The organism is Bacillus sp. EB106-06-01-XG163 (assembly GCF_058791615.1).
Genome location: NZ_JBYTDS010000003.1, coordinates 78,567 through 98,164, shown reverse-complemented (window position 1 = coordinate 98,164; position 19,598 = coordinate 78,567). Strand labels below are relative to the sequence as shown.

General features: G+C 47.0%; 21 protein-coding genes. 5 read left to right on the top strand and 16 right to left on the bottom strand.

The features are described 5' to 3' along the window. Positions 1 to 23: 23 nt before the first annotated feature. Positions 24 to 3,362 (bottom strand): DNA polymerase III subunit alpha, encoded by a 3,339-nt coding sequence (gene dnaE, locus AC3WTF_RS04490; protein WP_047936021.1) that lies wholly within the window; start codon positions 3,360 to 3,362, stop codon positions 24 to 26. A gap of 142 nt (positions 3,363 to 3,504) precedes the next feature. Here dnaE and ytrH point away from each other — a divergent pair, with 142 nt between their 5' ends. The 3 genes from ytrH to AC3WTF_RS04475 all read left to right on the top strand — a co-directional run bounded on the left by ytrH (position 3,505) and on the right by AC3WTF_RS04475 (position 4,643). Next, a complete protein-coding gene (ytrH, locus tag AC3WTF_RS04485) occupies positions 3,505 to 3,846 on the top strand; it encodes a sporulation membrane protein YtrH (protein ID WP_003152438.1) in 342 nt (113 codons plus the stop codon). Continuing rightward, positions 3,843 to 4,346 carry a sporulation membrane protein YtrI gene (gene ytrI / locus AC3WTF_RS04480; protein WP_047936022.1) on the top strand — a complete coding sequence of 168 codons (504 nt, stop codon included), beginning with the start codon at positions 3,843 to 3,845 and terminating at the stop codon, positions 4,344 to 4,346. Before ytrH ends, ytrI begins: the two co-directional genes overlap by 4 nt. Before the next feature lie 105 nt (positions 4,347 to 4,451). Beyond that, positions 4,452 to 4,643, top strand: coding sequence for a YtzJ family protein (locus AC3WTF_RS04475; RefSeq protein WP_007408061.1), 192 nt, complete (start codon positions 4,452 to 4,454; stop codon positions 4,641 to 4,643). A gap of 17 nt (positions 4,644 to 4,660) precedes the next feature. Here AC3WTF_RS04475 and AC3WTF_RS04470 read toward each other — a convergent pair whose 3' ends face one another. Continuing rightward, positions 4,661 to 5,602: a DHH family phosphoesterase gene (locus AC3WTF_RS04470; RefSeq protein WP_003152435.1), complete on the bottom strand. Its 942-nt coding sequence runs from the start codon at positions 5,600 to 5,602 to the stop codon at positions 4,661 to 4,663. Positions 5,603 to 5,718: 116 nt separating this feature from the next. Here AC3WTF_RS04470 and AC3WTF_RS04465 point away from each other — a divergent pair, with 116 nt between their 5' ends. Further along, complete coding sequence (locus AC3WTF_RS04465; protein WP_003152434.1) at positions 5,719 to 6,021, top strand: YtpI family protein; 303 nt, start codon at positions 5,719 to 5,721, stop codon at positions 6,019 to 6,021. 28 nt (positions 6,022 to 6,049) lie between these two features. On the opposite strand, the gene AC3WTF_RS04460 is transcribed toward AC3WTF_RS04465, so the two are convergent. From AC3WTF_RS04460 to sppA, 14 genes are all read right to left on the bottom strand, one after another. Next, entirely contained in the window at positions 6,050 to 7,366 is a 1,317-nt protein-coding gene (locus AC3WTF_RS04460; RefSeq protein WP_012118175.1) for a CBS domain-containing protein, read from the bottom strand. Positions 7,367 to 7,504: 138 nt separating this feature from the next. Then, the gene (locus AC3WTF_RS04455) at positions 7,505 to 8,191 is read right to left on the bottom strand and encodes a metal-dependent hydrolase (RefSeq protein WP_007613083.1); all 687 of its coding nucleotides are present in this window, start codon (positions 8,189 to 8,191) and stop codon (positions 7,505 to 7,507) included. Positions 8,192 to 8,251: 60 nt separating this feature from the next. After that, positions 8,252 to 9,019: an SDR family oxidoreductase gene (locus AC3WTF_RS04450; RefSeq protein WP_012118176.1), complete on the bottom strand. Its 768-nt coding sequence runs from the start codon at positions 9,017 to 9,019 to the stop codon at positions 8,252 to 8,254. 137 nt (positions 9,020 to 9,156) lie between these two features. Next, the gene (locus AC3WTF_RS04445) at positions 9,157 to 9,285 is read right to left on the bottom strand and encodes a hypothetical protein (RefSeq protein ID WP_007408056.1); all 129 of its coding nucleotides are present in this window, start codon (positions 9,283 to 9,285) and stop codon (positions 9,157 to 9,159) included. 73 nt (positions 9,286 to 9,358) lie between these two features. Continuing rightward, on the bottom strand, positions 9,359 to 10,735 hold the full coding sequence (gene argH / locus AC3WTF_RS04440; RefSeq protein ID WP_020956195.1) for an argininosuccinate lyase: 1,377 nt from the start codon (positions 10,733 to 10,735) through the stop codon (positions 9,359 to 9,361). After that, the gene (locus AC3WTF_RS04435) at positions 10,732 to 11,943 is read right to left on the bottom strand and encodes an argininosuccinate synthase (RefSeq protein ID WP_003152428.1); all 1,212 of its coding nucleotides are present in this window, start codon (positions 11,941 to 11,943) and stop codon (positions 10,732 to 10,734) included. Before AC3WTF_RS04435 ends, argH begins: the two co-directional genes overlap by 4 nt. 152 nt (positions 11,944 to 12,095) lie before the next feature. Further along, positions 12,096 to 12,608, bottom strand: coding sequence for a MogA/MoaB family molybdenum cofactor biosynthesis protein (locus AC3WTF_RS04430; RefSeq protein ID WP_007408054.1), 513 nt, complete (start codon positions 12,606 to 12,608; stop codon positions 12,096 to 12,098). 100 nt (positions 12,609 to 12,708) lie between these two features. Further along, on the bottom strand, positions 12,709 to 13,896 hold the full coding sequence (locus AC3WTF_RS04425) for an acetate kinase (RefSeq protein ID WP_007408053.1): 1,188 nt from the start codon (positions 13,894 to 13,896) through the stop codon (positions 12,709 to 12,711). Positions 13,897 to 14,207: 311 nt separating this feature from the next. Further along, on the bottom strand, positions 14,208 to 15,194 hold the full coding sequence (locus AC3WTF_RS04420; RefSeq protein WP_015240376.1) for a class I SAM-dependent methyltransferase: 987 nt from the start codon (positions 15,192 to 15,194) through the stop codon (positions 14,208 to 14,210). A gap of 61 nt (positions 15,195 to 15,255) precedes the next feature. After that, complete coding sequence (gene tpx / locus AC3WTF_RS04415; RefSeq protein WP_047936024.1) at positions 15,256 to 15,759, bottom strand: thiol peroxidase; 504 nt, start codon at positions 15,757 to 15,759, stop codon at positions 15,256 to 15,258. A gap of 115 nt (positions 15,760 to 15,874) precedes the next feature. After that, positions 15,875 to 16,315 (bottom strand): GerW family sporulation protein, encoded by a 441-nt coding sequence (gene ytfJ / locus AC3WTF_RS04410; protein ID WP_013353179.1) that lies wholly within the window; start codon positions 16,313 to 16,315, stop codon positions 15,875 to 15,877. A gap of 12 nt (positions 16,316 to 16,327) precedes the next feature. Next, positions 16,328 to 17,017, bottom strand: a complete 690-nt coding sequence (locus AC3WTF_RS04405) for a DUF2953 domain-containing protein (protein ID WP_007408049.1) — start codon at positions 17,015 to 17,017, stop codon at positions 16,328 to 16,330. Positions 17,018 to 17,094: 77 nt separating this feature from the next. Beyond that, positions 17,095 to 17,586: an RDD family protein gene (locus AC3WTF_RS04400; RefSeq protein WP_007408048.1), complete on the bottom strand. Its 492-nt coding sequence runs from the start codon at positions 17,584 to 17,586 to the stop codon at positions 17,095 to 17,097. Between the two features lie 13 nt (positions 17,587 to 17,599). Then, the gene (gene sppA, locus AC3WTF_RS04395) at positions 17,600 to 18,607 is read right to left on the bottom strand and encodes a signal peptide peptidase SppA (protein WP_003152419.1); all 1,008 of its coding nucleotides are present in this window, start codon (positions 18,605 to 18,607) and stop codon (positions 17,600 to 17,602) included. A gap of 181 nt (positions 18,608 to 18,788) precedes the next feature. Here sppA and AC3WTF_RS04390 point away from each other — a divergent pair, with 181 nt between their 5' ends. Then, positions 18,789 to 19,595, top strand: coding sequence for an NAD kinase (locus tag AC3WTF_RS04390; protein WP_017418362.1), 807 nt, complete (start codon positions 18,789 to 18,791; stop codon positions 19,593 to 19,595). Positions 19,596 to 19,598: the final 3 nt, after the last annotated feature.

The following is a 19,598-nucleotide window of genomic DNA, read 5'->3' as shown; positions in this document are numbered from 1 at the left end:
TAACAAAACGATTATTGTTACCACTATTTTAACACGACGTTTTCGCGGCCCAGCAGCTCTTTTAAACGGTATAACGCCTGATGGTCCGCCTGAATATGAAAAGTATCCGGCAGCCTGATCGTCTGCTTGTCTTTTTCATAATAAAGATAAACGCCGGTTTCCCCTTTATGCTCCAGTAAAATACGCTTCATCTTTTCCAAAAACTCCTGATTGTGCCGGCTGCCTTCGATTTTGATGTAAACAGACGGCGCTCTGTCTGCCTCCGTCTGCTCAAGAAGAGAGGCGGATGACATGATGAATTGTGTCTTCTCCTGACGCTCTTCCATTTTTCCGGCGGCGAATAAAAGCGCGCCTTCTTCTAACAGCGGAGACAGCCTTCTATATTGGTCAGGAAACACGACGGCTTCCATTTCTCCTGTTTCATCGCTTAATGTGAGAAACGCCATATGCTGACCTGTCTTTGTCCGAATCGTTTTGATGCCCGCGAGCAAAGCGCCGATTGACAGCTGCCCCTTCGGCATCTGCCGCGCTGCTGTGATCGCTTGCGCCCCCCGTTTTTTCAGGAGATCCCTGAAAGCAGATAAAGGATGGCTCGAGAAATAAACACCGAGAGCTTCTTTTTCGAACCGAAGCTTGTCCACGAGCGGAAATTCCTCAGCCTCTACATATTTTGGCTTAATGGAGAACGATTCTTCCAAAAACAATCCCATTTGGTCATCGTCTGCACGAAAAAGTTCAGCGTGCTCTAAAGCCACATCAACGGAGGCCAGCAAGGCGGCGCGATTTTGATTGAATTCGTCCATGGCGCCAGAAAATATAAGGGCTTCGATGGTTTTCCGATTCACGCTTTTTGCGGGTACGCGAAAGCAGAAATCGAAAAGATCCTCGAACGGTTTATGTGTTCTTGCTTTATAAATATCTTTCACTGCCGAGACGCCTACGTTTTTAACGGCCCGCAAACTGTATCTGACGGCTCCGTTTTCCGGCGCAAACGGAAAACCGCTTTTGTTTATTGACGGCGGAAGGACTTGAATCCCGCTCCCCTTCGCTTCATGCAGATATTGCGATATTTTGTCCTCATTGCCGATGACGCTCGTCAACAGCCCGCACATAAAATATAACGGATAATGCGCTTTTAAATAGGCGAGCTGATAGCCGATCATGCTGTATGCGACAGCATGGCTTCTGTTGAATCCGTAGTTAGCGAATTTTACAATCAGATCGTAGACCTCGTTTGCAGTGACTACAGAATACTCCTTTTTTAAGCACCCTTCAACAAAATGGCTTCGCTCTCTGTCCAGAATGTCCTTTTGCTTTTTGCTGACAGCCCGTCTGAGCAGATCCGCTTCACCTAATGAAAACCCTGCCATGCGCGAGGCGATCATCATTATCTGCTCTTGATAGACGATGACGCCGTAAGTGTCACTGAGAATATTTCGTACGTCCTCGTGCGGCACTTCCACACGCGCCCGCCCGTGCTTCCGGTCGATAAATAACGGAATATTTTCCATCGGTCCCGGCCTGTAAAGCGCGTTAACCGCGACAATGTCTTCCAGTCTTGACGGCTTCAGGCGCTTCAGCACGTTTCTCATTCCTGATGATTCCAGCTGGAAAATACCCGTCGTATCACCGTTTGACAATAGCGAGAACGTTTTTTCATCCTGATAAGAAATCTCGGAAAAATCAATTTTCGTATTCGTCTCTTTTTCAATCATCGTTTTAATGGATTCAATAAGCGTAAGGTTGCGCAAACCTAAAAAGTCCATTTTTAAAAGACCGAGATCTTCCAAGTGATCCATCGCATACTGCGTTAAATACACGCCGTCATGCCCTTCTTGAAGAGGGACAACTTCAGAAAGCGGCTCTTTACTGAGAACGACCCCCGCCGCGTGTGTTGACGTGTGCCGCGGAAGACCTTCAATTTTCCTTGCAATCTGAAACACTTTATGAAGAACGGCGGATTCGGACAGCCGCCTGTTCAGCTGAGCGGACTGCCGCCTCGCTTCCTCAAGCGTCATTCCCGGTTTTGACGGAATCAGGCGGGCAAGCTGGTCGGCTTCTTTCGGGCTGATTCCGAACACTCTCCCGGTATCCCTTAACGCCGCCTTTGCGGCCAATGTCCCGAAGGTGATAATCTGGGCGACGTGCATGGCCCCGTACTTATTTTGTACATACTGAATGACCTCATCCCTTCTCGTGTCAGGGAAATCGATATCAATATCCGGCATGCTGATCCGCTCGGGATTAAGAAATCTCTCAAACAGCAGAGAATGTTTAAGCGGATCCACGTCGGTAATGAAAAGGGAGTAAGCGACAAGCGAGCCTGCCGCGGACCCTCTTCCCGGACCTGTCACAATGCCCTTTTCATGCGCGTACTTCATAAAGTCCCATACGATGAGAAAATAATCACTGAATTTCATGCGCCTGATGACGTCCAGCTCATATTCAAGCCGGCGGACAGCGCGCTCATCAGGAGTGCCGAAACGGAGGCGCAGCCCCTCATGACAGATCTCCGCCAAATAGTCATCGGCTGATTTGCCGTCCGGCGCCGGAAAAGACGGAAGCTGTGTCTGTCCGAGGCTGACATCGACCCGGCATTGCCGGGCGATACGCGCGGCTGCTTCAATCGCTTCCGGATGCCGCGTGTAAAGCTCTGCCATTTCTTCAGGCGCCCTCAAGTATAAGTCCGGCAGATTCCCGCTCTGATCCTCCCACTTCTCTCCGGCTTTAATAGCGCACAGACAGCGGTACGCATCTTGATCTTCTTTCTTGATATAACGGACATCCCCCGCAGCGCAGACAGCAATTTCCGTCTCGGCTGACAGGCGGAGAATCTCTTCTGATAACGTCTCACGTCCTTTAAACGGCTGGTACCCTAAATAAAAACGGCCGTCTCCGAACAGCTCCCGGAATCCTTCGGCAGCCCGGACCGCTTCTTCAAACTTCCCGGCTTGAAGCAGGCTTTCAATGTAGCCGTTTTCACCGGGCGTAATGGCGATCAGCCCCTCATGATAGCTCTTCATCCATTTTCGCTTCATGCCGCCCTTTGCCATGGATTGCAGCGCACTTGAGATTTTCACCAGGTTCTGATATCCGGTGTTTGTCTCTGCTAAAAGAATGAGCGGGTGTGCTTCAAGCTCCGTATCGTCCGTGTATATAGAAGCCGTCAGACCGATAATCGGCTTCATTCCGTTTGATTTGCATGCTTTATAAAACTCAATGGCGCCGTACATCACATTTTCGTCCGTCAGCGCCAATGATGAATATCCGAGTTCCTTCGCTTGTGTAACAAGCTCTTTTACAGAAGCGGCGCTGTTTAACAGACTGTAGCCGCTATGTACTTGCAGGTGAACAAAAGACAATGCCGCCACTCCTTTCCCATACGTTCATTTTGCCTTTCTACATTATAAGACGGGTTTTCTTAAGAAACAAATGTTCTTTTTTGACTCATCATCATACTTGTCCGTTTCGCTCAATATGATAGAAAAGTGAGGTGGTGTATATATGGATCAGGAAGCCGGATTTATGGCGAATTTCATCAGCAGTTATTTTATCGCCCTCGGTGTGTTGCTCGGCGGCGCGCTGATCGGCGGCCTCGGAGCTTATTTATCAGGCGAGCCTCCGCTGACGGCGATCACAAAATTGGCGAACAGGCTGAAGATCTGGGCACTTGTCGCGGCGATCGGGGGAACATTTGACGCGGTATACAGTTTCGAGCGGGGGCTGTTTGAAGGCAACACGCGCGACATTTTCAAACAGCTTCTTTTAATTATTTCAGCAATGGGCGGCGCGCAGACCGGCTGGCTGATTATTTCATGGCTGACCCAGGAGAATATGTCATCATGAGAATTCCCGAGTATTATAAAAAACCGGGATGGCAGCGTTTTTTCGCGGGAATGATGTGCGGAGCCATCGTCAGCTGGCTGTTCTTTCTGTTTACATACGGAACGTTTCAGGAAGAACAAGTGACGTTAATTGAAAAGCAGCGTGAGCACGCGCGGGATTTAAAAAACCAAATCTCCATCTATCAGAAGGATCTTCATAAATTAAATGAGGATAATAAGCAAAGACTTCTCATCCAAAGTGTTGATGTGAAGCTGATCAATGGGGGAAAATACAGAATCGCCCAGCCTGACAAGATGAAATTTGAGGAACAAGTGAAAGATAATATTTCTGAAGTCATCACAAAAGATATTGAAAGCGTGTATAAAACAAAGGAGCTTTTAAAACGGACGATCGAAAACAAAATATACACCATAAATGAGAAGGAATTTAAAGCTGAAGTAAAGGAACTGACGATTTATACGAGATTGTCTGTCGAAATTCATATTTCTTTTGCGACGTAATTATGTCATTTTTAAAAATTTTCCATAGATCTGTCGCTTTTTTCTCCGCTTTTTTATAAACTGTAAATGAGACATTTTCAATGATTCTGAAGGGAGGAAGGGAAAATGGAGGTTTTTAGTGAACGACGCTTGGCAAAAGATCATGCAGCCCGAATCAGACAAGGCTATTCCGCATATGCAGAAACAGACACACTCGCTTCCCTCATAAAAAAAGAACTCCAAATCTGTAATCTCCGCGTCTACGAAGACCTGACTGATTTCGGCTGCTGGTTCATCCCCGTGACAGATGAACACTAAGAAAGAGGGTCTCCCCTCTACTTGTGTTCGTTACATACCTCTTCCAGATCAGCAAGAATCTGATCGGTTTCATCCCAGCTGAAGATGGATGCGCCGGCCGCAAGCGGATGTCCGCCGCCATTGTATTTCCGGGCAATTCCGTTGATGACCGGACCTTTTGAACGGAACCGGACTCTGATTTGATCGTCTTCTTCTACGAAAAACACCCAAGCGCGGATACCCGAAATATTTCCGAGTGTTCCGACAAGCTGCGACGCTTCAGAAGCGGTGGTTCCATATGTCTCCAAAATGTCTTTTTTAATGAACACGGAAGCGACGCCGTTTTCAGACAGTGACACATTTTGATAAATAAAGCCGTTAAGCTTCACCACATTTAATTTTGTTTCATACAATTGATTGAACAGCTCTGACGATGAAAATGGGAACTCAATGAGCTCTCCCGCGTATTTTAATGTCTTTTTTGTGGTGTTCGGGAATAAGAAGCGCCCCGTATCACCGACGATACCCGCGTAGATCAGCTCAGCTGCTTTCGTATTCAGTTTCCAGCCGTGCTGCTTTCCTTCCAGGTACAGCTCATAGATCATTTCGCTTACGGAGCTTGCATTCGTATCGACCCATAACAGATCGCCATACGGATCTTCATTTGGATGGTGGTCTATTTTCATGAGCTTTGCGCCGGAATGGTAGCGCTGATCGTCGACCCTGCCTTGGTTTGCGGTGTCGCACACGATGACAAGAGCATCTTTATAGGTTTCGTCATCCACCTCATCGAGGGAATATAAAAAAGACAAGGACGGCTCAGGCTGTCCGACGGCAAAAATATTTTTTTCGGGATACGTTTCCCGCAGGATTTCCGTAAGGCCGCACTGTGAACCGTAGGCGTCCGGGTCAGGCCTCACATGTCTATGTAAGATAATGGTGTCATATAATGATATGGTTCTGATCAGTTCGGATTTCATCGCTTTCTCCTTTTCGTTTTTATTCATTTAATCATACTCTTTATCCATGGAAAAGGAAAATCTTTCAGCAACGGTATAAACGGTTTTGCAAACTCATATAATGGAGGATTTCATTTATGCTGGTTTTTGTTTTTCTCATCGGGCTTTCTGCCTGCTTTTACGTGTATTACAAAGTAAAAGGAATCCAGACGAAACGGGCGCTGGAGAAGGAATGTTTTTCGGCTAAATCAAGTATGGCATTAGGCGCGCTGGTGCTTTTGTACGGAGTAAACCAAATGATTCTGTTTCACTCCGTCCTGACCCTGGTCATCGGCGGCGTCTTCATTTTAATCGGAGCAGGCAGCGCATGGGCCGGGTATAAAGCCTATAAGCATTATGAGCCCATCCATGCAAAGGAAGCGGAGAGGGACCACGCATAATGAATGCCAAGGGACCCGGGTGCGTCCCTTAACTTCTCTCCATCAGCTGCACCATGAGCATCGCTTTTGAAACGATGCCGCTTTGGCTTGACACTTCCACTTCCATTTTCCCGAATTTCCGGCCCGCCTCTAAAATGCGCGGTTTCACTTCAATGACCGACTCCATCTGTACGGGCTTCAGGAAGAAAATCGTAATGCTTTCAATGACCAGCTCGCCGCGTTTGCGGGAGCGTAAAAATCGGCTGGCGGCCTGGGTTAAAATCGTCGTAAACACCCCGTAAGAAATCGTGCCGAGCTGATTGGTCATTTGCGGCGTGACTTCATATTGATAAACGGCCGGCGTTTTGTCATCTTCGTCTTCTTTAAATCCCCTTGAAACAATATCATCCAGCTTTTCCCCGACCTGAGGCTGCTTTTGAACCATTTGAAGCGCTTTTAAGACATCCTGGCGGCTGATCATTCCGATCAGTTTGTGATGCCCGTCTGTCACCGGAAGCACTTCAATTCCTTCCCAAACCATCATTTGAGCCGCTGAGGCGACAGATGTTTTCCCGATCACCGTGACAGGGTTTTTGGTCATTACTTTTTCAATCGGAACTGACCGGTCATGCCCCGCGATATCTTTCGATGTGAGGATTCCGTGGATTTTCATCTGCTGATCGATCACCGGGAAGCGGCCGTGTCCGGTTTCATAGTTTTTTTCGTACCATTTCTCCAGCTTATCCTTAGGGGACAGCGTCACTGTCCGATCTGCGGGCGTCAAAATGTCTTCCACGAGCACAATCTCTTTTTTTATGAGCTGATCATAGATCGCCCGGTTGATCATCGCGGCTACCGTAAAGGTATCGTAACTCGTGGAGAGAATCGGAAGCTCAAGCATATCGGCCAGCTCGATAATGCTGTCGTCGGTATTAAACCCTCCCGTTACCAAAACAGCCGCGCCCGCTTCAAGCGCCTGGCGGTGGGCGTTGATTCGGTTCCCGACGATTAACAGGTTCCCCGCCGCCGTATAACGCATCATCGCGTCAAGCTCCATCGCGCCGATCACAAACTTATTCAACGTTTTATGCAGACCGGCTTTTCCGCCGAGCACCTGGCCGTCTATCACATTGACGACCTCGGCGTATGTCAGCTTTTCAATATTTTCTTTTTTCTTCTGTTCAATCCGGATGGTCCCCACACGTTCAATAGTGGAAACGAATCCTTTGTTCTCGGCTTCCTTAATGGCTCTGTAAGCCGTTCCTTCACTGACTTTCATTTCTTTCGCAATTCTTCTGACCGAAATTTTTTCACCGACAGGAAGCGAATCTATGTATGATAGGATTTGTTCATGCTTTGTTGCCAAGCGTTTCACCTCTAAGGACAGTCTTCTGCTTTTATTATAAGGGTACGGGGGATTCATTCGCAATGAGACGCCCGAAAAAAGGCGGCATCACAAAAAGACCTTCTGAATGCTTGATTCAGAAGGTCTTTGACACATATGTCAGGCAAGCTCAATGGTCTCGCCGGCCGCCATGACTTTGCCGACGCCTCCGGGCAGACTTTCGGCGAAAGCGTCAGGGTCCTGTTCAATGACAGGAAATGTATTGTAATGAACGGGAACGACCTGTTTCGCTCTCAGCCATTCAGCCGCGAGTTTCGCATCTTCAGGGCCCATGGTGAAGTTATCACCGATCGGCAGAAACGCCAGGTCAATATGATTCAGTTCCCCGATCAGTTTCATATCAGAGAACAGCGCCGTGTCCCCGGCGTGGAAAATCGTTTTGCCGTCAATCGTCAATAAAATCCCGGCCGGCATCCCCGTGTACGTAATGGTTTTGTTTTCTTCATCAGTGACCGCCGATCCGTGGAATGCCTGTGTCAGTTTCACTTTACCGAAATCAAATTGGCGCGCCCCTCCGATATGCATCGGGTGGACCTTTAAACCTTTAAAGCCGAGATAAACGGCCAGCTCATTCGGCGCAATAACGAGCGCATCGTTTTGTTTAGCGATCTGCTCTGTATCTCCGACATGGTCATTGTGTCCGTGAGTAAGCAGGATGACATCCGCTTTCACTTCTTCCGGTTTCAAATTTGTCAGACTGTTTCCGGTCAGAAACGGATCAAAAATAATGTTATGGGTTTTCGTTTCCACTTGAATGACAGAATGTCCGTGATAAGTCACTTTCATCGTTTTCACCTCATAAAAAATTAATATTTATCAAGTTCCCTTTTTGACAAACGAAAAAACTTACAGGGATTGATGCCTGTTAATCACATTCAGCCCGCCTGTTGCTTCAATGACCGTTCCGGTTACAAGATCGGAATCATCTTCACATAAAAAGGCGATGATTCTCGCAATGTCCTCTCCGGTTCCGGACCTGCCGATCGGCGTCTTTTCTTTGCCGATTTTCCGTCTTGCTTCCTCTATAGACGCTTCTTTCATATCTCCTACAATATCACCCGGGCAGACCATATTGGCCGTAATGCCTGATTCAGCTTCTTCAATCGCAATGGTTTTCGTTAACGAAGCCAATCCGACTTTAGCCGCTCCGAAAGCGGAACGGTGAAGCCAGCCGGGGGCATGGTCCGCTCCTTGAAAACCGTATGTAATAATCCGGCCGAACCGCTGCTGTCTCATGACCGGGATAACCGCTTTAAACAGATGGAAAACGGCGCTTAAATTCCCTTCAAGCATGTCATACCATTCGTCATCGGAGTAATCGGCAAGCTTTTTGCGCTCAAATATGTACGGCCCGGCATTGTTAATCAGTATGTCAATCCTTCCAAACCGCTGAAGGGCTGCATCGGCGATCCGCATGAGATCTTCTTTCCGGGTTACATCGCCCTTAACGAATTGCAATCTGTCATGGCACCCGGGATAATCCGCCTTCAGACAGGCGACCGCTTCTTCGTCTTGTCTGTAATTCACTGTGACAGAAAAGCCTTTTTCCAGAAGCATTTCAGTCACTTTTCGGCCCAATCCCTTTGTACCGGCAGTGATTAGAGCATGTCGCACATTGAATACCCTCCCCAGGCAACGTTGCCGCTTCAATAAAATCAAGACGTTTCTCCCTCTACTTTACTATAAACAAACGGCAATATCACTTTTTTGCACTTCGTCCGCACGAAAAAAAAGCCGTCTTTACAGACAGCTTAATTTTCTGAAGGAGCAGAGGCTTCCTCCATGCCGACATAACCGCTTTCGTATGCCTCTGAGATGAGCCTGGCCGTTTCTTCACTTTCTTTTTCATCATAGATGTAACGGTCTTGTTCTTTGCGCATTCCTTCTACCTCCCATCTTTATAGATGTAGGGTGTCTGATATGACGGGAAAATATGAAGGAAATTTCAGCAAATTAAATGCCGGCGCAGGCTTTTGCTTTTACGAGCGCCTGTTCTACCTGCTGAAAACCCGTTCCGCCGGCGCTCATTCTTTTTTCAACCGCATGATGCGGATCGAGCATGGTATAGATATCTTCTTCAAAGAGACTGCTGGCTTGAAGGAATTCTTCAAATGCCATATCACTTAAATAGATTCCTTTTTCAATGCAGCTGTACACAAGCTTGCCGACCACTTCATGCGCTTCTCTGAACGGCATGCCTTTTTTAGCTAAATAATCGGCAAGTTCCGTCGCGTTTGAAAAATCTTGTTTTGTCGCTTGTTTCATGATGTCTTTGTTTACTTTCATCGTTTCAATCATGCCCGTGAAAATCTGAAGGCTTCCTTCAACGGTTTTCACCGTGTCAAACATGCCTTCTTTATCTTCCTGCAGGTCTTTGTTGTAAGCGAGCGGGAGCCCTTTCATAATCGTGAAAAGCCCCATCATATCACCGTATACGCGTCCGGTTTTACCGCGGATCAGCTCCGCCATGTCGGGGTTTTTCTTCTGCGGCATCATGCTGCTTCCCGTCGCGTACGTATCATCCAGTTCAATGAATCTGAATTCCTGCGAGCACCATAGAATGATTTCTTCTGATAAACGCGAAAGGTGCATCATCAGCATGCTGCTGCCGCTTAAAAACTCGAGAATAAAATCTCTGTCACTGACTCCGTCAAGACTGTTCTCATAAATGGAGTCAAAACCGAGCAGCTCCGCCGAATAGTTACGGTCTATCGGAAACGTAGTTCCGGCAAGCGCCCCGCATCCGAGCGGCGATATGTTAATCCGCTTCATAGCATCCCGAAAACGCTCTTTATCCCGTTCAAGCATCCAAAAATAAGCAAGCAGATGGTGGGCGAAAGAAATCGGCTGAGCCCGCTGCAAATGGGTGTACCCCGGCAGAATGGTCTCGACATTGGCCTCCGCTTTTTCGATCAGCGCTTTTTGGAACTGTTCAATCAGCACGATGATATGTGAGACATGATCTTTCAAATACAAATGCATGTCGGTCGCCACCTGGTCATTCCGGCTTCTGCCGGTATGGAGCTTGCCGCCTAGCGGTCCGATTTCTTCGATCAGCATTTTTTCAATATTCAAATGGATATCTTCATAATCAACAGAGAATTCAAGCGTTCCTTCCTCTGCTTTTTGCAGGAGGGTCTGCAGCCCCTGTCGGATGGCGCCTTCTTCTTCTTCCGTCAGAATGCCGCATTTTTTCAGCATTGCCGCATGAGCGAGAGACCCTGTAATATCCTCTTTGACTAAGTTTTGGTCGAACGTGATGGATGCGCCGAACTCATCGACCCACTTTTCCGGTGTTTTTTGAAAACGGCCTCCCCAAAGCTTCTTCATGCTTCAATCTGCTCCTTCTTTTTCACAATGCTGTTTACTTTTGTCGGCAGCCCCCAAAGCTCAATGAAACCGATTGCCGCGTGATGGTCAAAAGCATCGTCTTTTGTATATGTCGCAAGTTTTTCATCATAGAGTGAATATTCCGACTTACGTCCTTCTACAATGGCATGGCCTTTAAACAGCTTGACGCGTACGACGCCGGTGACGTGTTTTTGAGTTTCTTTCAGGAATGCAAGCAGCGCGTCTTTTAACGGCGAGAACCATAAACCGTTATAGATGATTTCAGACAGTTTTTGTTCAATTGCCGGTTTGAAATGGGCCACTTCTTTCACTAAAGTCAGATCCTCAAGCTCTTTGTGAGCCGTAATCAAAGTCATGGCGCCCGGGCACTCATAAACTTCACGGGACTTAATGCCGACCAGGCGGTTTTCCACATGGTCAATCCGGCCGATGCCGTGTTTTCCGGCAGTCTCGTTCAGCTTGAGAATTAAATCAGCGAGCGGATAGGTTACGCCGTCGATTGAAACCGGAACACCGGCTTCAAATGCGATTTCGATGATTTCCGGAACGTCCGGCGTGTTTTCAAGAGATGCTGTCAGGTCATATGCCCCTTCAGGCGGCGCCGCCCACGGATCTTCTAATATACCGCATTCATTGGCGCGTCCCCATAGGTTCTGGTCGATGGAATACGGGCTGTCAAGATTGATCGGAATCGGTATGCCGCGGCTTGCAGCATATTCAATTTCTTCTTCACGCGACCATTGCCACTCACGGACCGGAGCAATGACCTCCAGATCAGGATTTAATGATTTAATGGATACTTCGAAACGCACCTGATCGTTGCCTTTTCCCGTGCAGCCGTGCGCTACGGCCACCGCGTTTTCCTTTTCCGCGACTTCAACGAGTTTTTTCGCGATTAACGGACGGGATAGTGCAGATACGAGCGGATACTTGCCTTCATACATTGTATGGGCCTGCATAGAAATGAGCGCGTACTCCCGGGCGAATTCTTCTTTCGCATCAATCACATAGGAATTTACGGCGCCTACTTCCAGCGCTTTTTGCTGAACGAATGCCAAATCCTTTCCTTCCCCTACGTCTAAGCAGCAGGCAACAACATCGTATCCCTGTTCTTGCAGCCATTTTATCGCTACAGAAGTATCAAGACCTCCTGAGTATGCCAATACAACCTTTTTTTGTTCTGCCATGTTAAAAGCTCCCTTTTGTATAAAAATTAGTTTTAATTAATAAAAATGCATTTTGTATGTATACACTGTAACAAGTAAATTCTGTTTTTTCAAGCCTTTTATAAAAAAAACCCCACCCAATTTTTTGAGCGGAGCAGAGCCTTTTTATACATTTATAAATCTTTTCGGATTTCCCGGAGCACATGGGGCAGTTCAGGAATAATCAGTTTACTCATTGCAAGCTTTACGGCGCCTGAGGAGCCGGGCGTGCAGAAGACTGCGGTATTTTGGATCACACCCGCTGCCGCTCTGGACAAAATGGCGGCGGAACCGATGTCCTCCGTATAACTCAGCATGCGGAACAGCTCGCCGAATCCCGGGAGTTCTTTTGAAAACAGCGGCGTGACCGCTTCAATTGTGACATCCCTTTCGGCAATGCCCGTCCCTCCGTTTAACAGCACCGCATCTGTATATTCATCCATACAGCCGGATAAAACGGCTTTCTGCAATTCATCTTTTTCATCTTTAACAATGTCATAAGCGACCGTTTCAAATCCCGCTTCCCTGAGGAAGTCCATCATGACGCGCCCGCTTTTGTCGGTTTCTTTCGTTCTCGTGTCGCTGACTGTAATCACCTTGCAGCGCACGGCTGACGGGGCTTCTTGTTTATGTTCATGCACACTCATTGCTTCACCTCATCGTTTATGTATTAAACATATCGTAACGTTTGATCCTGGGGCATTCAATAAAAAAGCACACCCTAAAAGGATGTGCTTTTTTTGATCATTACTGTGCAAGGCGGACAACGTCGCGTGCGATCATGACCTCTTCGTCAGTCGGAATGATCATGACTTTGACAGGAGAGTGAGGGTAGCTGATAAACGCTTCCTCGCCGCGCACGTTGTTCAGCGCAGGATCCCAATATACACCCATGAATTCTAAGCCGCGAAGCACGCGTTCTCTGACTTCAACGCTGTTTTCACCGATACCCGCAGTGAAAATAATCGCGTCAACGCCGCTCATTCTCGCAGCGTAAGAACCGATGTATTTATGGATTCTGCTTGCAAACACTTCAAGAGCCGTTTCCGCTCTTTCGTTTCCTTCTTTTGAAGCTTCCACGATATCGCGAAGGTCGCTGGAGAAACCGGATACGCCAAGCAGTCCGCTCTTTTTATTTAACGTATTTAATACTTCATCTGCCGTCTGATCCGTTTTTTCCATAATGTACGGAATCAATGCAGGGTCGATGTTTCCTGAACGTGTTCCCATCGCAACACCCGCAAGCGGTGTGAAGCCCATTGACGTATCAATGGATTTTCCGCCTTCTACCGCCGCGATACTTGCGCCGTTACCGAGGTGGCAGGAAATCAGACGCAAATCTTCAAGCGGGCGGCCGAGAAGCTCAGCTGCGCGCTGTGTCACGTATTTATGAGATGTGCCGTGGAAACCGTATTTGCGAATGCCGTATTTCTCGTAGTATTCGTACGGTAGGCTGTACAGGTAAGATTGTTCAGGCATCGTTTGGTGGAACGCCGTATCAAACACTGCAACCGCAGGCACATTCGGAAGCACTTCTTTAAAGGCTTTAATGCCGACGATGTTAGCCGGGTTGTGAAGCGGCGCTAGTTCTGAAATCTCTTCAATCTCACGGATTGTTTCATCCGTAAGCAAAACAGAATCGCTGAATTTTTCTCCGCCGTGAACCACACGGTGGCCGATTCCGTCAATTTCATTTAAATCCTTTATAATACCGAATTCAGTCAGCTTGTGAAGCAGCATCTTCACCGCAACCGCATGATCCGGAATATCTGTCACTTCTGTATTTTTTTCGCCGTTAACAGAGATTGTGAAAACGCTGTCGGCGATACCGATCCGTTCTACTAAACCTTTTGTTAGCACCTTTTCTGAAGGCATTTCGAATAACTGAAATTTTAAAGATGAGCTTCCTGCGTTAATTGCAATAATTTTAGACATAAATGACGCTCCTATCAAAATTCTTCTTCGTTTGTTCGTTCTTTTTTCCCAGACCATAATTGCAGTCCAAAAAATATCTGACTTTTCCATTTAAACATTGTCAACTCAGCATTTCAAGTCAACATCCACATTGGTACCGCTTACAATATGAAGTCGATATTTTCTGATAAATTTCATTTGTGCCAAATGGACGGCACGGTCTTACGGAATGTTATTTTCTTTCCTTAATTTGTGTTATCGTCCTGATTTCCATTCATTTTAAAAAGCAAAAAGCAGCGCGGGATTTTGCATCTCACACTGCTTTTTCGCCATTATTTTTCTTTTTGAATCCATTGATCCAATTTTGCCATCATCTCCCGCATCGCCTGCTGGTTCGCAAAAGAAGGAAGATTCGCCAAAAGCGCTTGTTTCGGCGGCTTTGCGTCTTCGCCTTTTTTCTGCAAGATTAAAATGCTCTTTGCCTGCGCTTCGTCTTTAAACATAGTAGCCGGCAGCTGAAGAAGGGCGTTGATATACACTTTTTCCGCAAAAAACCGCTTCAGTTTATCGCTTTGCGCGCTGTCAAACAGATGGTTCGGAATCATAAAAAATAAGTATCCGCCCGGTTTTGTATGTTTGACGCTCTGCTCAATAAATAAGTGGTGAGCAAAAGAGTGGCCTTCATCCGCTTTCAGCTCAAACGCTTCAGCGCCTTCGTCATTCGGATAGTAGCCGACCGGCAAATCGCAGATGACCGCATCGGCCGGTTCGATAAATAACGGCTGAAGACTGTCCTGGCAGAACAGCTCCATTTCTTTTTCCTGCAGATTCGCCTGAGCATAAGCGATCTTCAGAAGGACATCGTCGATTTCAATGCCGAAGCTTTTTGCCGCTTTGTCCGAAAGCTGGTTTGCCGCGGTCAGCAGAAGATTTCCGGTGCCGCAGGCGGGGTCCAGCAATGTCAGGCCTTTTCGGCCGCCCGTAAATTTATTCACGAGGTAACTGATGAAAATGCCGATCGTATCAGGCGTCATCTGTCTGTTCGGATGGGACTTATCTTTCAGCCCTTTTAAAATGGCGAGCTGGAACGCCTTGCGGATCCATTCATGCTCCCATTTTCTGAAGTCTGCTTTCGCAAGCAGGCTGTTAAGCTCGCCGGTTTGCTTTTCCTGAAGCGGAAGCTGGTCGGCCTTTTCAAGAAAATACATTTCTCCCGCTTCCGCAAGCCCCTCAATATAAGAAATCTGAAGGCCTTCTGCTATCACTTGGGCGGCTTCATCTAAAAGTTCATAAATCTGACCGACATGGTCGTGTTGCATGCTGTTTCCTCCTTGCCATGAAAAGAGCTCCGCGGCAGCACCCGGAGCTCTTTTTCTCTCTTTACTTGATTAACGCTTTTGCAGCTTCGATAGGCTTTTCATAATTCGGGTGGTTTGTCGCTTCACTTACGTATTCCGCGTAAACGACTTTTCCGTCCTGATCAAGGACGAATACGGAACGTGCCAAAAGACGAAGTTCTTTGATATAAACACCGAATGCTTCACCAAATGACATCTCTTTATGATCCGATAATGTTTCAACTTTATCAATTCCGTTCGCTCCGCACCAGCGCGCTTGTGCAAACGGAAGGTCGGCGCTGATTGTATAAACGTTCACATCACCGAGTTTTGCGGCTTCTTCGTTGAAGCGGCGTGTCTGCGCGTCACATACGCCTGTGTCAATGGAAGGAATAACGGATATGATCGTTACTTTCCCTTTCATATCTGCTAATGTCTTCTCTTCTAATCCGTTTGTCAGAACCGTGAAGTCAGGAGCTGGGTCCCCCGGTTTCACTTCTTGTCCGATCAGCGTCACAGCTCCGCCTTTAAATGTAATTTCAGCCATTCTGATTCCTCCCTTTATCTATGTATAGCTCTATCATAGTCGAGTTTTATGCAAACTGCAAAGGTTATGCCGCATCGTAAAAAAAGCTAACTGCGGGCGGCAGTTAACTTTTCTGTTATAAATCGATATCCGTTCTTTTTTGGTTCCGGCCTTTTTCATTCTTTTTAAACATATGCTGGATGCGTTCAATCGTTTGAGGCGCGGAGTCTAACAGTTTATCAATCAGATGGGTGTTTTCGTCTAAATGAAGCATGCGAACGCCGTTTGTTCCGACAATCAGAAACGCAATCGGCGTAATGGATACTCCGCCGCCGCTTCCGCCGCCGAACGGGAGCTTCTGCTCTTTTCTTTCATCGTCCTCGGTTCTTTTTTCAGCCGGCTTTCCTCCAAACTCGCTTCCGCCCGCTGCAAATCCGAATCCGACCTTTGAAACCGTTAAGATTACGCTGCCGTCAGGCGTTTCAACAGGATCGCCGATGATTGTATTCACGTCAATCATTTCTTTTAAATTTTCCATAGCGGTTTTCATTAAACCTTGAATGGGATGGTCTGCCATATGCGCTCCTCCTTAAACTGATGAATCATTCTTTGAAGCAACCGGAACCGGCTGTTTCTTTCGTATGATAGAAAGTCCGTTCCGCCCGTATTTGAGCAATTTGAAAGCTGCACCTATAAGATGTCCAAAACGAAAAAAGAATATACACTGCAAATGCGTTTTGGATGCAGGCACTTGAAAAGACGGAATGACTTCGCACACCGGTTTATGTATGAAACGCAGATGATCATACAGCATCGCCGTCAGGCCTCCCTTTACGGCCCACAATCCGCCGGCGGCGATTCCCGTAACGGCGGCGTCCTTTATTCCGATAACCGTCACCCATTCGAACTTCGTAACACGGACTCCCGCAAGAAATGAAGCGGCGATTTGGCGCATCTGAAAGACTTGGTGCAGAATCATTTCTATTCTGTGAATGCTCTGTTTGACATCTTCATATGTGATTTTTTTCTTCTCTTTTTTCTGACCTTTCATTTCTGATTTTGTGTCCTGTTTGACATCAATTGACGCGTCTTCGCTGTTTACTTTAATGACGGGCAGCGTTTTTTTAATACGGATCAGCCCGTATAAGGCCGAGATTTTAAACGTCAGTTTGTCGTTATCTTTATCGTGAAGATATTCGAAAGTCAGGTGGATTTTCATCCTCATGAGCAGCCAGGCTAAAATGAGAATGAGAATAACAGCTGCTGCGGCATATCCCATAAGCTTCACTTCCTTAGCAGCATTATCGCCAAAACCAAAAAAAATAAACCCGGACGTTTATTCCGGGTTTACTGCTTTTATTTGCGGTACAGCGCTTCGTGAATCACCGTTGTGTCGGCGATCAGATCATGAATGCCCTGCTTTTTGGGCGTAAACGCAATGACGATATAGAGAATCCAGATTTTATCGATATAACGCCCCACCGCTTCTCTGAAAATGACGGTGCTCCAAGTCAGCGGCTTTCCGGGCGTCAAAGAAGTGACCTTTAACCCGAAGACCATCTTGCCGAGTGTCTGATGAAACCATTTCGTCATGAACACAAAATAGGCGAGGTAGACGATCAGGGTTGTGACGGAATAAGCTGAGATTGTAAACATTCCGCTTGTTGCCGGGAGCTTCATCAGCGTGAAAATCGGTGAAACGATGAGATGGTTAAGTCCCCAGACCACCAGCCAATCAAGAAGAAACGCCCAAAACCTGATCCAAAAGCCCGCATATGCCTGCTCGGGCGCCCTCTGTTGTTCGGCTTCCTCTTCTTTGCCGTGAAAGCCTTCGTAAGTCGCGTCCATTCTTTCTTCCCCCCTACTTTGCATAGAGATACATCATCCGCGGCGAACCGGATTGCGAAATGAGTTCTTTCATATTCAGAAAATCAATTTCGCTTTTAAACATTTTCGCTGCGCTCATGGAAAAGAGCGAGCCTAATCCGAATCCTTCCTCGTATGTGATGACTGAAGCGTTTTTCATATTTTTATGGTCCTTTTTCATCGCGCTGATCGTATCATCGTAAAAACCGAGCTCATCAACGAGGCCGATTTTTTTCGCTTGTCTGCCGTCGTAAACACGGCCGTCGGCAATTTTTTTCACATCCGCTTTTGACATGTGCCGGCCTTTTGAAATGACATTGACAAATCCTTCATAAGAATCGTTGACCATTGTCTGCATGATCTTTCTTTCTTCCTTCGTCATGTCGCGGGTCGGGGACATGATGTCTTTATGCGCGCCGCTTTTAATGGTTTCAAACTTGATGCCGAGTTCATCGGCGAGCTTGGAATAATTGACGCTTTCCATGATGACGCCCAGTGAACCCGTGAGCGTTTCCGGTGAAGCATAGATTTTATCGGCGGCCGTTGAAATATAGTAGCCTCCCGATGCCGCCATGGAGCCCATGGATACATAAATCGGTTTCTTGGTTTCTTTCTTTAGTTCTTCCAGTTTTTTATGTATTTCCGCGCTTTCGTACACGCCTCCGCCAGGGGAATTGATTTTCAGCACAATTCCTTTGACGCTTTTGTCTTCTTTCGCACGCTCAACCTGTTTTAAAAATGATCTGTGATCATACCCGCCTGAGCTGAGCAGGCCAGCGGACCCGCCGTTATCCTCAATCGTGCCGTCCACTTCAAGCACGGCGATTTTACTGCCGGGGCTGCCCTTATCCAGCGTCACTTCCTCTGTGTCATCTGTCAGTGATGCAAAGTCAGACCCTGTATCTCCGATATTCTTCAGCACCCCGACGGTCACACTTGCAATGACTGATACGCCGAAAATGCCGAGCGCGATGACGAGCGCAATCCATCTTTTTGCATTCATTTGTTCTCCTCCTTTTCTGTCAATATTCGTACGTTCCCCCGTAAAAAAAGATTCATTTTTTTCATGAAGCGCTTTCCCTTAACGGATAAACAGGAAACATGTTACACTATTGCCACAGGTATTTTAACACAATACCTGCTGGGAGAAAAACGTAAATATGACAGCAAAGGGGAATGGGGATATGACCGATCTTCGCCGCAATGTTTATTTTTTTCACAAACAAAACAACGAAACAAAAGAACAAGTCAGCTCTTTGAAGCAGCTTGCTGAATCGCACGGTTTTACAGTTGCGGCTCAACCGGAGGATGCCGGAATTATCGCCAGCATCGGCAGCGACGGCTCATTTCTGCAAGCCGTCAGAAAAACCGGATTCCGTGATGACTGCCTGTATGTCGGCATCGCTAAAAAAGGGAAAGCCCATTTGTACTGTGATTTTCACAGCGATGAACCTGAAAAAATGGCGGCCAGCATGACCGCGGAACAGCTTGAGGTCAGAAAATACCCGCTCATTCACGTAACGGTGGACGGCAGCAATCATTTTCACTGTTTAAACGAGGTTTCCATCCGTTCCAGCATTATTAAAACGTTTGTGATGGATGTGTTAATTGATGATCTTCATTTTGAGACGTTCAGAGGAGACGGGATGATCATTTCCACCCCGACGGGCAGCACTGCCTACAATAAATCTGTTTCAGGCGCCGTTGTTGATCCTTTGATTTCCTGCATGCAGGTATCCGAACTGGCGTCGTTGAACAACAACACATACCGTACACTCGGATCTCCGTTTATTTTAAGCTCAGACCGGAAGCTGACACTGCAGGTGGTGCAAGACGGCAATGAGCATCCGATTATCGGGCTTGATAATGAAGCGCTCAGCACGCGGAATGTCAAAAAGGTTGAGATTAGACTATCCGATAAAAAAATAAAAACGGTGAAACTGAAAGACAACTCTTTCTGGGAAAAAGTAAAACGATCATTTTTATCATAAAAA

Coding starts and splice junctions, on each gene's coding strand:
- AC3WTF_RS04400 (WP_007408048.1), bottom strand. CDS start 17,586: ATGGACGCGACTTACGAAGGCTTTCACGGCAAAGAAGAGGAAGCCGAA.
- AC3WTF_RS04425 (WP_007408053.1), bottom strand. CDS start 13,896: ATGTCTAAAATTATTGCAATTAACGCAGGAAGCTCATCTTTAAAATTT.
- AC3WTF_RS04435 (WP_003152428.1), bottom strand. CDS start 11,943: ATGGCAGAACAAAAAAAGGTTGTATTGGCATACTCAGGAGGTCTTGAT.
- AC3WTF_RS04455 (WP_007613083.1), bottom strand. CDS start 8,191: ATGAAAGTGACTTATCACGGACATTCTGTCATTCAAGTGGAAACGAAA.
- argH (WP_020956195.1), bottom strand. CDS start 10,735: ATGAAGAAGCTTTGGGGAGGCCGTTTTCAAAAAACACCGGAAAAGTGG.
- AC3WTF_RS04390 (WP_017418362.1), top strand. CDS start 18,789: ATGACCGATCTTCGCCGCAATGTTTATTTTTTTCACAAACAAAACAAC.
- AC3WTF_RS04445 (WP_007408056.1), bottom strand. CDS start 9,285: ATGCGCAAAGAACAAGACCGTTACATCTATGATGAAAAAGAAAGTGAA.
- AC3WTF_RS04430 (WP_007408054.1), bottom strand. CDS start 12,608: ATGAGTGTGCATGAACATAAACAAGAAGCCCCGTCAGCCGTGCGCTGC.
- ytrI (WP_047936022.1), top strand. CDS start 3,843: ATGAGAATTCCCGAGTATTATAAAAAACCGGGATGGCAGCGTTTTTTC.
- AC3WTF_RS04420 (WP_015240376.1), bottom strand. CDS start 15,194: ATGCAACACGACCATGTCGGTCAGATTTATGAACTTTTAGATGAAGCC.
- AC3WTF_RS04475 (WP_007408061.1), top strand. CDS start 4,452: ATGGAGGTTTTTAGTGAACGACGCTTGGCAAAAGATCATGCAGCCCGA.
- AC3WTF_RS04465 (WP_003152434.1), top strand. CDS start 5,719: ATGCTGGTTTTTGTTTTTCTCATCGGGCTTTCTGCCTGCTTTTACGTG.
- ytfJ (WP_013353179.1), bottom strand. CDS start 16,315: ATGGCAGACCATCCCATTCAAGGTTTAATGAAAACCGCTATGGAAAAT.
- AC3WTF_RS04405 (WP_007408049.1), bottom strand. CDS start 17,017: ATGGGATATGCCGCAGCAGCTGTTATTCTCATTCTCATTTTAGCCTGG.
- tpx (WP_047936024.1), bottom strand. CDS start 15,759: ATGGCTGAAATTACATTTAAAGGCGGAGCTGTGACGCTGATCGGACAA.
- sppA (WP_003152419.1), bottom strand. CDS start 18,607: ATGAATGCAAAAAGATGGATTGCGCTCGTCATCGCGCTCGGCATTTTC.
- AC3WTF_RS04470 (WP_003152435.1), bottom strand. CDS start 5,602: ATGAAATCCGAACTGATCAGAACCATATCATTATATGACACCATTATC.
- ytrH (WP_003152438.1), top strand. CDS start 3,505: ATGGATCAGGAAGCCGGATTTATGGCGAATTTCATCAGCAGTTATTTT.